The sequence below is a fragment of the Streptomyces sp. NPDC055254 genome (assembly GCF_053606025.1).
On record NZ_JBSGQV010000003.1, the window covers coordinates 125,407 to 137,834 of the forward strand.

General features: G+C 74.8%; 11 protein-coding genes. 7 read left to right on the plus strand and 4 right to left on the minus strand.

What is annotated here, in order from left to right; genetic code table 11:
- The first annotated feature begins 36 nt into the window (after nucleotides 1-36).
- Nucleotides 37-1,524 (plus strand): MocR-like transcription factor YczR, encoded by a 1,488-nt coding sequence (gene yczR, locus ACWFQ8_RS04615; protein WP_453784710.1) that lies wholly within the window; start codon nucleotides 37-39, stop codon nucleotides 1,522-1,524.
- A gap of 70 nt (nucleotides 1,525-1,594) precedes the next feature.
- On the opposite strand, the gene ACWFQ8_RS04620 is transcribed toward yczR, so the two are convergent.
- Both ACWFQ8_RS04620 and ACWFQ8_RS04625 read right to left on the minus strand, forming a co-directional pair.
- Nucleotides 1,595-2,224 carry a response regulator gene (locus ACWFQ8_RS04620; protein WP_453784711.1) on the minus strand — a complete coding sequence of 210 codons (630 nt, stop codon included), beginning with the start codon at nucleotides 2,222-2,224 and terminating at the stop codon, nucleotides 1,595-1,597.
- The gene (locus tag ACWFQ8_RS04625) at nucleotides 2,224-3,471 is read right to left on the minus strand and encodes a sensor histidine kinase (RefSeq protein ID WP_453784712.1); all 1,248 of its coding nucleotides are present in this window, start codon (nucleotides 3,469-3,471) and stop codon (nucleotides 2,224-2,226) included. Before ACWFQ8_RS04625 ends, ACWFQ8_RS04620 begins: the two co-directional genes overlap by 1 nt.
- Nucleotides 3,472-3,605: 134 nt before the next feature.
- Between ACWFQ8_RS04625 and ACWFQ8_RS04630 the strand changes: the two genes are divergently transcribed.
- Together ACWFQ8_RS04630 and ACWFQ8_RS04635 are read left to right on the plus strand one after the other, a co-directional pair.
- Nucleotides 3,606-4,691 carry an ABC transporter permease gene (locus ACWFQ8_RS04630; RefSeq protein ID WP_453784713.1) on the plus strand — a complete coding sequence of 362 codons (1,086 nt, stop codon included), beginning with the start codon at nucleotides 3,606-3,608 and terminating at the stop codon, nucleotides 4,689-4,691.
- Nucleotides 4,688-5,380, plus strand: coding sequence for an ABC transporter ATP-binding protein (locus ACWFQ8_RS04635; RefSeq protein ID WP_453784714.1), 693 nt, complete (start codon nucleotides 4,688-4,690; stop codon nucleotides 5,378-5,380). Before ACWFQ8_RS04630 ends, ACWFQ8_RS04635 begins: the two co-directional genes overlap by 4 nt.
- Nucleotides 5,381-5,514: 134 nt before the next feature.
- Here the strand turns inward: ACWFQ8_RS04635 and ACWFQ8_RS04640 are convergent, their stop codons facing one another.
- Nucleotides 5,515-6,318 (minus strand): IclR family transcriptional regulator, encoded by an 804-nt coding sequence (locus ACWFQ8_RS04640; RefSeq protein ID WP_453784715.1) that lies wholly within the window; start codon nucleotides 6,316-6,318, stop codon nucleotides 5,515-5,517.
- A gap of 336 nt (nucleotides 6,319-6,654) precedes the next feature.
- Here ACWFQ8_RS04640 and allB point away from each other — a divergent pair, with 336 nt between their 5' ends.
- From allB to ACWFQ8_RS04655, 3 genes are all read left to right on the plus strand, one after another.
- Nucleotides 6,655-7,989: an allantoinase AllB gene (gene allB, locus ACWFQ8_RS04645; protein ID WP_453784874.1), complete on the plus strand. Its 1,335-nt coding sequence runs from the start codon at nucleotides 6,655-6,657 to the stop codon at nucleotides 7,987-7,989.
- A gap of 2 nt (nucleotides 7,990-7,991) precedes the next feature.
- A complete protein-coding gene (alc, locus tag ACWFQ8_RS04650) occupies nucleotides 7,992-9,104 on the plus strand; it encodes an allantoicase (protein WP_453784716.1) in 1,113 nt (370 codons plus the stop codon).
- A gap of 301 nt (nucleotides 9,105-9,405) precedes the next feature.
- Entirely contained in the window at nucleotides 9,406-10,023 is a 618-nt protein-coding gene (locus tag ACWFQ8_RS04655) for a dihydrofolate reductase family protein (RefSeq protein WP_453784717.1), read from the plus strand.
- Between the two features lie 152 nt (nucleotides 10,024-10,175).
- On the opposite strand, the gene ACWFQ8_RS04660 is transcribed toward ACWFQ8_RS04655, so the two are convergent.
- The gene (locus ACWFQ8_RS04660; protein ID WP_453784718.1) at nucleotides 10,176-10,577 is read right to left on the minus strand and encodes a hypothetical protein; all 402 of its coding nucleotides are present in this window, start codon (nucleotides 10,575-10,577) and stop codon (nucleotides 10,176-10,178) included.
- 910 nt (nucleotides 10,578-11,487) lie between these two features.
- On the opposite strand from ACWFQ8_RS04660, the gene ACWFQ8_RS04665 reads away from it, so the two are divergent.
- The gene (locus ACWFQ8_RS04665) at nucleotides 11,488-12,417 is read left to right on the plus strand and encodes a DMT family transporter (protein ID WP_453784719.1); all 930 of its coding nucleotides are present in this window, start codon (nucleotides 11,488-11,490) and stop codon (nucleotides 12,415-12,417) included.
- The last annotated feature ends 11 nt before the right edge of the window (nucleotides 12,418-12,428 follow it).

The following is a 12,428-nucleotide window of genomic DNA, read 5'->3' on the forward strand; positions in this document are numbered from 1 at the left end:
TGGCCTGGCCGGCAGAGCCAATCAGGGGAGGTTGGCATGGCAAACGGGCGAGTGGTCCAGACGGCGGACAGAACCATCGGCAGCCGCCAGCTCGCGGCGCTGCTGCCCGCCGAAGTGCTGGCCAAGCCCGGCTACCGGGCGCTCGCCGACGCCGTCCGCACCCTGATCCTCGACGGCCGCGTCGCGCTCCACGTCAGACTGCCCGCCGAGCGCGAGTTCGCCGACGCGGTCGGCGCCAGCCGCGCCACCGTCACCGGTGCCTACGACCTGCTGCGCGAGAGCGGCTACGTACGCAGCCGGCGCGGCTCCGGAACCTGGACCGAGCTCCCCGACGGGCACCGCCCGGTCGGCGCCCACGCCCTGGTCGGGGCGGGCGGCTACAGCCCCGACGGGGACCCGGGCATCGACCTGGCCATCGCCGCCATGGGCGCCCCGGACGGCAGTCTCACCGATGCCCTCGCCTGGGCCGCCGCCCGGCTGCCCGGCGTCGCCCGAAGCCCCGGCTACCACCCCTTCGGCCTGCCTGACCTGCGGACCGCCGTCGCCGAGCGGTTCACCCGGCGCGGGCTGCCCACCCGCCCCGAGCAGATCCTGGTCACGGCCGGGGCCCAGCAGGCCTTCTCGCTGGTCGTCAGCCTGCTCTGCCGGGCCGGGGACCGCGTCGTCACCGAGAACCCGACCTACGCCAACGCCCTGGACGCCCTGCGCCACGCCCGGCTGCGCACCGGCTCCATCGCCGTCTCCGACGCGGGCTGGGACATGGAGATAGCCGAGTCCACGCTGCGCCAGACCGTGCCGAGGCTGGCCTACGTGATCCCCGACTTCCAGAACCCGACCGGCGCGCTCATGCCGCCCGAGCAGCGGCTGCGGCTGCTCGCAGCGACCCGGCGCACCGGAACCTGGCTGGTGGTCGACGAGACCGTCGCCGACATCGCCCTGGACGTCCCGGCGCCCGCGCCCCTGGCCTCACTGGCCCCGCGCGGCGGCGCGGACCACGTGGTGACCATCGGCTCGCTCAGCAAGACGCACTGGGGCGGCCTGCGGGTGGGCTGGATCCGGGCCACCGCGAAGATGATCGCCGAGCTGACGGCCGTGCGGGTCGCGGCCGACATGAGCGGCTCCGTCCTCGACCAGCTGGTCGCGCTCCCGCTGATGGAGGGCCTCGACCGGTCGCTGCCCCCGCGCCTCGCGCAGCTGCGCACGCAGCGCGAGGCCCTGGTGCGCTCGCTCCAGCGGCACACCCCGGAGTGGTCCTGGCAGCTTCCGCCGGGCGGGCTCTCGCTCTGGGTGGACCTCGGCGAGGCCGTCAGCTCCCCCCTCGCCGAGCGGGCGGCGGCGGCCGGGGTCCACATCGGGCGCGGAGCCCGCTTCGGAGTGGACCCGGGCACCTTCGAGCACCGGCTGCGCATCCCGTACACCCTCCCCCCGGAGCGGCTGGACGAGGGCGTGCGGCGCCTCGCGAGCGCCCTCCACGACGGCGTCCCGCTGCCGTCGACGGTCGAGCGCCCGCACTGGGTGGCGTGACGCGCCCGCCGCCCGGTCCCGCACGAGGACGCGGTGGCCGCCGGGGGAGCGGGCGGCGGTGCGGCCGCCCTCAGCGCGTGCGGATCAGCCGCCGGCTGCCGGCCGCCGCCACCGCCGAGGTGCGGGAGTCGACGCCGAGCTTGGCGTAGATGTGCACCAGGTGGGATTTGACCGTGGCCTGGCTGAGGAAGAGCTTCTTGGAGATCTGCTGGTTCGACAGCCCGTCCGCGACCAGTTGCAGCACCTCCAGCTCCCGCTTCGTCAGTGCCTCCGCCGGGGTCCGCATACGGTCCATCAGCCGCAGGGCCACCGCCGGTGCCAGCGCCGACTGACCGGCCGCGGCGGTCCGCACGGCCGCCGCCAGCTCTTCCGGCGGCGCGTCCTTGAGCAGGTAGCCGGAGGCGCCCGCCTCCACCGCCGCCAGGATGTCGGCGTCCGTGTCGTACGTGGTCAGGACGAGCACCCGGGGCGCTCCCGGGCGGGCCGTGATCAGCGCCGTCGCCTCGGAGCCGTGCATGCCGGACCCGAACTGGAGGTCCATCAGGACCACGTCCACCGGCGCGGCCCCCGCCAGCTCCACCGCCCGCTCGGCGGTCGCGGCCTCCGCGACCACGGCGAAGTCCGGTTCGGTGTCGAGCACCGCGCGCAACCCGGCCCGTACCACCGGGTGGTCGTCGGCCAGCAGCAGCCGGATGGTCATCAGGGGGCCTCCACGGGCAGCGGCAGGGTGACGGCCACGGCGGTGCCCTGGCCGGGATCGGACTCCACGGTGAACAGGCCGCCCAGCGACTGCGCGCGCGAGCGCATCGCCGGCAGCCCGAAGCCGCCGCCGGATCCCGACGCGGCGCGGGAGGGGTCGAAGCCCCGTCCGTCGTCCACGATGTCCAGGGTGACGGAGGCGTCCATGAAGGTCAGGGTGATCTCGGCGCGCCCCGCCCGGGCGTGCCGCACCACGTTGGCCAGCGCCGACTGCGCGATCCGCAGCAGGGCCACCTCGTAGGGCGTGGGCAGCACCCGCGGACCGCCGCTCAGCGAGAACCGCACCCGGGGCCCCGGGACCCCCGCGCACAGCCGCTCCAACGCGGCCGCGAGCGACCCGTGCTCCAGGTCCGGCGGGGTGAGGGCCCGTACGAAGCGGCGCGCCTCGGCCAGGTTCTCCTGGGCCGCCTCGCGCGCCCGGGCGATGTGCGCGAGCGCCGCCGCCGACGCGTCGGCGGGGGCGGCGGACCCGGGCCCGGCGGGCGGCTCCGCCAGCGCCCGCTCCGCGGCCCGCAGCAGCAGCTGGATGGAGGACAGGCCCTGGGCCAGGGTGTCGTGGATCTCCCGGGCGAGCCGCTCCCGCTCGGCCATGATCCCGGCGCCCCGCTCGGCGGCGGCCAGCTCGGCCCGGGTCGTGATCAGCTCCTCGATCAGCTCGCGCCGGCGTTCGCTCTCGCGGTACAGCGCCTGGTAGCCCAGTACGGTCGCCACCGCCACGGCGCCGCCCAGCAGCGGGCCGAGGAAGGCCCCCGGGGTCACGGCGCTGCTGTGCGCGAGGAAGCCGCCGATCGCCGCGCAGGCGGTCACGGCGACGGCCGCGACCCCCCAGCGCAGCCGCAGCAGGTGCAGCTCCAGGAAGTACAGCGGAAAGGCGATCCACAGCCCGTCGGGGGAGACCGCGAGCAGCGCCGCCCAGGCCGCCCCCAGGCCGGCGAGCCATACCGCCCCGGCCCGCGGGGAGCTGTGCACCGCGGGCGTCCGTACGCCCCCCAGGTACACGGCGGCCGCGAGCGCGCAGGCGGCGACCACCCAGCCGGAACGGGGCGCGGAGCCGGCGACGGCCCGGCCGGCGGCCAGCGCGAGCAGGCCGAGGAACAGCGCGTGCAGACACAGCCGCAGGACGCGGGAGACGGGGGTCAGCGGGCGCGAGGCGGCCGCGGCGGGGGTGGGGGAATTCGGGGCAGCCATGGCCCGACCAGCGTAAGTGGGCTCCGGCCGCCCCCGGTCAACCAAAAGTTTGATGTCCGCGTGCGCCCTTCGATACGAGGATCCCTCCTGTGGCGCGATGCCGTGCGGCCACCGGGCAGACCAGGGTGGGGATCATGTTCGTCGCATGGAGAGATCTACGGTTCGCGAAGGGCCGGTTCGCCCTCATGGGCTCGGTCGTCCTACTGATCACGCTGCTGGTCGGCCTGCTGTCCGGGCTCACCTCGGGCCTGGCTCGGGAGAACATCTCGGCGATCACCGGCCTGCCCGCCTCGCACCTGGCGTTCGCCGCGCCGGCCGGTGACCAGAAGGTGTCCTTCACTCACTCGCAGGTGTCCGAGAAGGCCTGGCGGGCCTGGCGCGAGCGGCCGGGGGTGACCTCGGCGGAGCCGCTCGGCATCCGCACCACCAACGCCGCCTCGGGCGAGCGCACCGCCGCCGTGTCCGTCTTCGGCGTCGACCCCGCCGGTCCGCTGGGCCCGCACGGGAGCGGGCTCGCGCAGGGCGCCGCGGTCCTGACCGAGAAGGCGGCCGCGGAGCTCGGCGGACTCGCCGCCGGCGCCAAGCTCAAGATCGGGCCGCTCGAACTCACGGTGGCCGCCGTCTCCGGCACCGCCGCCTACAGCCACACCCCGGTCATCTGGACGGACCTCGACGACTGGCAACGCATCGGCAACCCCGGCACCTCCACGGACACCCTCGCCACGGTCGTCGCCCTGACCGGGGACGGCCCGGACCTCGCCGCCGGGGACCGGGCCGCGGGAACCCGGGCCCTGACCGTCGACGAGGCCCTGGGCGCCATCGGCTCGTACCAGGCCGAGAACGGCTCGCTCCAGCTGATGCGCGGCTTCCTCTTCGCGATCTCGGCCCTGGTCATAGGTGCCTTCTTCACCGTGTGGACGATCCAGCGCAGCGGGGACGTCGCCGTCCTGAAGGCACTGGGTGCCTCCACCCCGTACCTCCTCAAGGACGCCCTCGGCCAGGCCGTGGTCATGCTCGCGGCGGGCACTGGGCTGGGGACGCTGCTCGCGGCCGGATTCGGGGCGCTGATCAGCGGTGGGGACGTGCCCTTCGTCCTCGACACCGCCACCGTGCTGGTCCCGGCCGCCGTGATGATCGCGCTCGGCGCCCTGGGCGCGGCCCTGTCCATCCGGCGGATCACCGCCGTCGACCCGCTGACCGCCCTCGGGAGTGCCAGATGAGCCTGCTCGTCCACGACGTCACGCTGACCTACCCCGACGGCGACGGCCGTCTGACCGCCCTCGACGCGGTCCACCTGGAGGTGCCCGCCGGCACGCTGACGGCGGTCGTCGGGCCCTCCGGCTCCGGGAAGTCCAGCCTGCTCGCGGTGGCCGCCACCCTGGTCACCCCGGACTCCGGGCGGGTCGTGGTCGCGGGCCGGGACACGGCGGAGCTCGACGCGGCGCGGAAGTCGGCGCTGCGCCGGGAGAAGATCGGCATCGTCTTCCAGCAGCCGAACCTGCTGGCCTCGCTCACGGCGGTGGAGCAGCTCCAGGTGATGGCCCACCTCTCCGGCCGGCCGGCCCGGTCGGTGCGCCGCCGCGCGCTGGAGCTGCTGGACGCGGTGGGCCTGGCCGACAAGGCGGGCAAGCGCCCGCACCAGCTGTCCGGCGGCCAGCGCCAGCGGGTGAACATCGCCCGCGCCCTGATGAACGAGCCCGCCGTGCTGCTGGTCGACGAACCGACCAGCGCCCTGGACCACGAGCGCGGCGCGGCGGTGCTCGACCTGCTCGTCGGCCTCACCCGCGAGCGTGCCACCGCGACCGTGCTGGTCACGCACGACCGCGCCCACCTGGAGCGGATGGACCGTACGGCGACCATGGCCGACGGCCGCCTCACGCTCGCGGCGGCCCCGGCCCGTACGGGCTGAGCGGCGGCCCGGGCGAGATCCCGGCGGTCCCCCTCCGCCCGGAGGGTGACCGCGAAAGGCCCCGGCGCCCCCTCCGGGCGGAGGGGGACCGGGGCCGTCCCGCAGGTCGTGTCGTGCCGCGCCGGGCGTCCGGGTCAGGCGGGGTTCTGGTTGGACAGCACCACCGACAGCTCGGCCGCGACGCCCTGCAGGATCGGCACGATCGAGTCCGTGAGCGCCTCGGTCACCCGGCCCGCAGGGCCCGAGATGGAGATCGCGGCGGCGGTCGGCGAGTTCGGGACCGAGACGGCGAGGCAGCGCACTCCTATCTCCTGCTCGTTGTCATCGACCGCGTAGCCCGCCTTGCGAACCTGCTCCAGGGCCTCCAGGAAGCCCTCGGGCGTGGTGATGGTCTTCTCGGTCGCGGCCGGCATCCCGGTACGGGCCAGCAGGGCCCGTACCTCGTCGGCGGGGGTGTGGGCGAGGAGCGCCTTGCCCACACCGGTGGAGTGCGGCAGCACCCGGCGGCCGACCTCGGTGAACATGCGCATGGAGTGCTTGGACGGGACCTGGGCGACGTAGACGATCTCGTCCCCGTCGAGCAGGGCCATGTTCGCGGTCTCGCCGGTCTCCTCGACGAGTCGGGCCAGGTAGGGCCGGGCCCAGGTGCCCAGCAGGCGCGAGGCGGACTCGCCGAGGCGGATCAGCCGGGGTCCGAGGGAGTAACGTCGGTTGGGCTGCTGACGTACGTAGCCGCATGCCACGAGGGTGCGCATGAGGCGGTGGATGGTCGGCAGCGGCAGGCCGCTGGCGGCGGAGAGCTCGCTGAGGCCGACCTCGCCCCCCGCGTCCGCCATACGTTCGAGCAGATCGAAGGCGCGCTCAAGGGACTGGACGCCACCGCTGGCGGCAGTGGGCTTGGCGGAAGCGTCGGTGGTGCTGGCGCTGGACGTCGGCACGGCGCGGTCCTTTCGGTGCTGGCAGGCAAGGAAGCAGCCTACCGGTCGGTCGGCGTCGGCCCTAGAGCCGGGGCGGTGGCGTCCCCGCCGGTCAGAGGCGGTTTGTCCGGGTGGCGGACGTCCTCGGGAAGTTACCCGTCCGGCTCCCCGTGGTGATAGCTCCATTCTGTATAGCGAAATCTTAATTCCATCCTGTGGAAACATCCAATGGCGGTGGAAGCAAGTCAGTGGTCCGTCCGGTCACTCTTGACTGCTCTCGGATCGCCGTGAAGACTCCGTCAACAGAACGTTGAATTTCGCTCTGTGGAAGTAGATGGGGAGGTTCCGGTGTCCGACGTGGCCGTGGAACTGGTACTGCGCTCGACGCGCGTCATCACCCCCGAGGGGACGCGCGCCGCCTCGGTCGCCGTCGCCGGCGGGAAGATCACGGCCGTGCTGGCGCACGGGGCAGAGGTGCCGGCCGGAGCCCGGCTGGAGGACTTCGGCGACGACGTCCTGCTCCCCGGTCTGGTCGACACCCACGTCCACGTGAACGACCCCGGCCGCACCGAGTGGGAGGGCTTCTGGACGGCCACCCGCGCCGCGGCCGCCGGTGGCATCACCACGATCCTCGACATGCCGCTGAACTCCCTGCCGCCGACCACCACGACCGGGAACCTCCGCGTCAAGCAGGAGGTCGCCCGTACCAAGGCGCACGTGGACATCGGCTTCTGGGGCGGCGCCCTGCCGGACAACGTCAAGGACCTGCGCCCGCTGCACGACGCCGGCGTCTACGGCTTCAAGTGCTTCCTGTCGCCCTCGGGCGTGGACGAGTTCCCCGAGCTCGACCAGGAGCAACTGGCCACCTCCCTCGCCGAGATCACCGGCTTCGGCGGCCTGCTGATCGTGCACGCCGAGGACCCGCACCACCTGGAGTCCGCCCCGCAGAACCCGGGCCCCAAGTACGCGGACTTCCTCGCCTCCCGTCCCAGGGACGCCGAGAACACCGCGATCCAGAACCTGATCGACCAGGCGAAGCGCCTCGACGCGCGCGTCCACGTGCTGCACCTGTCGTCCAGCGACGCGCTGCCGCTGATCGCCGCCGCCAAGGCCGAGGGCGTCCGGATCACCGTCGAGTCCTGCCCGCACTTCCTCACCCTCACCGCCGAGGAAGTGCCCGACGGCGCGACGGAGTTCAAGTGCTGCCCGCCCATCCGCGAGGCCGCCAACCAGGACCTCCTGTGGGACGCGCTCGCCGACGGCACGATCGACTGCATCGTCTCCGACCACTCGCCCTCCACCGCGGACCTCAAGACCGGCGACTTCGCCACCGCGTGGGGCGGCATCTCCTCCCTCCAGCTGGGCCTCCCGGCGATCTGGACGGAGGCCCGCCGCCGCGGCCGCTCGCTGGAGGACGTCGCGCGCTGGATGTCCGCCGCCCCGGCCGCCCTCGCCGGCCTGGCGGGCAAGGGTGCGATCGAGGTGGGCCGCGACGCCGACTTCGCCGTCCTCGCGCCTGAAGAGACCTTCACCGTGGACCCCGCGGAACTGCACCACCGCAACCGGGTCACGGCGTACGCGGGCAAGACCCTGCACGGCGTCGTGAAGTCCACCTGGCTGCGCGGCACGCAGATCGCCGACCACGGCATCCCGACCGAGCCCACGGGCCTCCTCCTCGAAAGGCAGAACTGACAGTGGCGATTCCTACTTTCACCGGCAACGCGAACCCGTACGGAGGCGGCGACCCGTACGCGGACTACCGCACCGCGGACTTCCCGTTCACCCAGTACGCGAACCTCGCCGCCCGTGAGCTGGGCGCCGGTGTCATCGAGGCCAACGACGAGTTCTTCGCCCAGCGCGAGAACCTGCTGATCTCCGAGCCCGCGCACTTCGACCCCGAGGACTTCGGCCACAAGGGCAAGGTCATGGACGGCTGGGAGACCCGCCGCCGCCGCGGCGTCTGCGCCAGCCGGCCCTGGCCGACCGCAGAGGACCACGACTGGGCGCTCGTACGCCTGGGCGCCCCCGGCGTCATCCGCGGCATCGTCGTCGACACCGCCCACTTCCGCGGCAACATGCCGCAGGCCGTCTCGGTCCAGGGCGCCTCGGTCGCGGGCTCCCCGACGGCGCAGGAGCTCCTGTCCGACGACGTGAAGTGGACGACCCTCGTCGAGCGCACCCCGGTCGGCGGCCACGCGGCCAACGGCTTCGAGGTGGACGTCGAGCAGCGCTTCACCCACCTGCGCGTCAACCAGCACCCCGACGGCGGCATCGCCCGCCTGCGCGTCTACGGCGAGGTCCGCACCGACCCGGAGTGGCTCGCCGCGCTGGGCACGTTCGACGTCGTCGCGCTGGAGAACGGCGGCTCGGTGCAGGACGCGTCCAACCGCTTCTACTCCCCGCCGACCAACACCATCAACCCGGGCCGCTCCCGCAAGATGGACGACGGCTGGGAGACCGCCCGCCGCCGCGACAACGGCAACGACTGGATCCGCTATCAGCTCGTCGCCGAGTCCGAGATCCGCGCCGTCGAGATCGACACCGCCTACCTCAAGGGCAACTCGGCCGGCTGGGCCTCGCTGTCGATCAAGACGGGCGAGGCGGGCGAGTGGACGGAGTTCCTGCCGCGCACCCGCCTGCAGCCCGACACCAACCACCGCTTCGTCCTGGACGCCCCGGCGGTCGGCACGCACGTCCGGATCGACATCTTCCCGGACGGCGGCTTCTCCCGCCTGCGCCTGTACGGCTCCCTGACGGAAGCCGGCGCCGCGGCCCACGCCGCCCGCCACCAGGAACTCGGCGGCTGACCGCCCCCGATCCGGCCCCGCCGCCGTTCGAAGCGCGGGGTCCGGGGCGCGGCCCCGGGAACGAACCCGCACCCGGGGGCCGACACCACCGGGCCGCACGGCCCGAAGGGCGCGCCGCCCCGCATCACGCCCTCCGGCGCACCCGGGGCGCCGGCCCGGGCGTGCTCCGAGGTCGGGTCGGCTGCGTCGGGCCGGGCGAAAGGCGGGGCAGGTGCGCGTGGCGGGGCGGTGAGTTCGCGGGGGTCCGGGAGTCTGCATGCAGAGGCCGGCGTCCGGCGGGCCGAGTAAGGAGCGCGGAGTCATGGCCAAGCTGACCCTCACCACGTTTGTCACCCTCGACGGTGTGATGCAGGCGCCCGGTGGGCCGGAGGAGGACCGCAGCGGGGGGTTCGAGTACGGCGGCTGGGCGGCGCCGTTCGTCGACGCGGGCATGGCGCAATACATGACGGAGGTCTTCGACCGGGCCGGGGCCTTCGTGCTGGGGCGGCGGACCTACGAGATCTTCGCCGGCTACTGGCCGCGCCAGACGGATCCGTCCGACCCGATCGCGAGCCGGCTGAACGGCCTGCCGAAGTACGTGGCCTCGGCCACCCTCAAGGAGCCGGACTGGTCCGGGACCACCGTGCTCGACGGCGAGCACCTGCAGAGCGAGATCGTCCGGGTCAAGGACGCGCTGGACGGGGAACTCCAGGTCCACGGCAGCGGCGCGCTGGCGCAGTGGCTGCTGGCCCGGGACCTGGTGGACGAGCTGAACCTGCTCATCTTCCCGGTGTTCCTGGGCACGGGCCGACGGCTGTTCGCGACGGGCAGCCTGCCGACCGCCTGCGAGCTGACCGCTTCCCGCACCACGGAGAGCGGCATCGCCATCCACACGTACCGGGTCACCGGCCGCGCCGAGTTCGCCACCATCGGCGGCTAAGTGCCCGCGCCCGGTCCCGCGGAGTCTTCGTGGGCTGGGGCGCCGGTCGCGACCGAGGAGCCTTCGCGTGCCCGCCCGGGCCTGCCTCCGGGTGTCGCGTCCCGGCCGCCGTCGGCCGCCGTCGGCCGCCGCGCCGGCGAACGGTCACAGCACTAGCGGCGGTCCAGTGCCAGTTGGACCACGCGGCCTTCGCGCAGGACGAGCAGGTCCGGGGCCTCGTGCTCGTAGTGGCGGAGCCGGCCGACCGGGCCCGGCGGGCGGATGTGCGGGGCCAGCACCGTCAGGAGGTCCTCCAGGTCGGGCAGCTGGTCCTCGTGGATCTCCTGGCGGGCGGTGAGGGCCCAGCCGCCGCGGCCGCCGCGTGTGAACTCCCCGACGAGCACGCCTCCGATCCGAGAGGCCGGACCGCGGGCCGCGAGCAGGAGGGACGGTCCGTACGGGTCCTTGTCGGGCTCCTGCGCCGGGGCGAGCTGACGCCGCAGCTCCGCGAGGACGGCATCGGGCGTGGCCTCATCGAGGTCGAACGCGAGGTCGAGGGCGTAGAGATCAGCCATGCCACCGATCCTAGGGCGTGCGCGCCGGTGCCGTCCCTGCGATCCGCCCTACGCCTGCGGCGCACCCCGCCCCGACCCTGGCTTCGGGCTCGCCCCGACGCCGACCACGGGCCCGCTCCGCCCCCGCCCCCGCTCCGCCCCCGCTCCGACCCCGACCCCGACTCCGTCCCCCACCCAGGCCCCCGACCCCGTCCCCGACCCAGGCCCCCGACCCTGACCCAGGCCCTCGGGCCCGCCCCGACCCTGGGTTCGGTCCTGCCCCCCGCCGAGGCTCCGCCGGCCTCCGGCCCGGTGCTTTGCCCCCGCCGGGGCGGTGCGGCCCGGTCCGCAGTGTGACGGCTCGTGCCGGTCCGGCGAGGCCGCGGAGGCCCGACCCAGCGGTGGCGCCCGCCCGGCCCCGGGCCCGCGCTCCGCCCGGGCATGGTGCCCACGTCCCGACCGGGCATGGTGCCCACGTCCCGACCGGGCCCTGTCCGCGCTCCGCCCGGGCCCGGTGCCCGCGTCCCGTCCGGGCCTGGTGCCCGCGTCCCGCCCGGGCCCGGTGTCGGCGTCCCGGCCGGTCCCGCCGCCCGGCCGGGACGGGGCTTCGGCGGCCTCCGGCCCCGGCCCGTGCCCGGCCCGCGCCCCCCGCGCGGCCGGTCCCGGGCCCGGTGCCCGCGCTCCGTCCGGGCCCGGTGCCCGCGTCCCGTCCGGGCCCGGTGCCCGCGTCCCGCCCGGACCCGGTGCCCGCGTCCCGACGGGGCCCGAAGCCCCGTCCCGGCCGGTCCCGGGCCTGGTGTCCGCGCCTCGGTCCGGTCCGGCTGCGCCGTCGGAAACGGATCCACCAGCCGTGACGGGCTCCGGTAGCGTGGGCGCGCACCCGTGCGAGCCGCCGAAGTCTCCACCCCGTGACAGCCGTTGGAGACCCCCGGTGACCGTTGCCCCCTCGCCCGAGCTTGCCGTCGCCGCCGCCCAAGACCGGCGCGGCGGCGGCCGGTTCGCCGATCTGCCCGTGCTCGCCGTCGCCGTCGTCTGGGGCGGCAGCTACCTCGCCGCCAAGGGCATCACCACCGCCCACACCGTCATCGCGGTGCTCGTGCTCCGCTTCGCGCTCGTGCTGCCCGTCCTCGTCGTGACGGGCCGGCGCCGGCTGCGCGAACTGACCTCCGCCCAGCTGCGCGGCGCCGCGCTGCTGGGATTCGTACTCGGCGGGATCTTCCTCCTGGAGACCTACGGGGTCGTCCACACCTCCGCCACCAATGCCGGGCTGATCATCAGCCTGACCATGATCTTCACCCCCCTCGCCGAGTCCGCCGTACGGCGCCGCGCGCCCTCCGCCGCCTTCCTCGGCGCCGCCGCCGTCTCCGTCGCGGGCGTCGTGCTGCTCACCCAGGGCGCCGGCTTCACCGTCCCCGGCCTCGGTGACCTGCTCATTCTCGGAGCCGCCCTCGCCCGCACCCTGCACGTCCTGCTGATGGCCCGGATCAAGGTGGTCCAGGACGCCGACTCGCTCTCCCTGACCACCGTCCAGCTCGGCGCCGCCGTCCTCGTCTTCGCCGTGCTCGCCGCCCTGCCCGGCACCGGCGCCTCGCCCTGGGCGGCCGCCGCAGACTTCGGGCCCGCCGAGTGGGCCGGGCTCGTGTTCCTCTCCGTCTTCTGCACCCTGTTCGCCTTCTACGTGCAGATGTGGGCCGTACGCCGCACCTCGCCCTCCCGCGTCAGCCTGCTGCTGGGCACCGAACCGCTCTGGGCGGCCGCCGCCGGCATCGCCATCGGCGGCGAGCACCTCGGTCCGGCGGGCCTGATCGGGGTCGTGCTCGTCCTCGCCGGGACGGCGTGGGGGCGCCGCGCCGCCGGCTGAGGCGCCCGCGA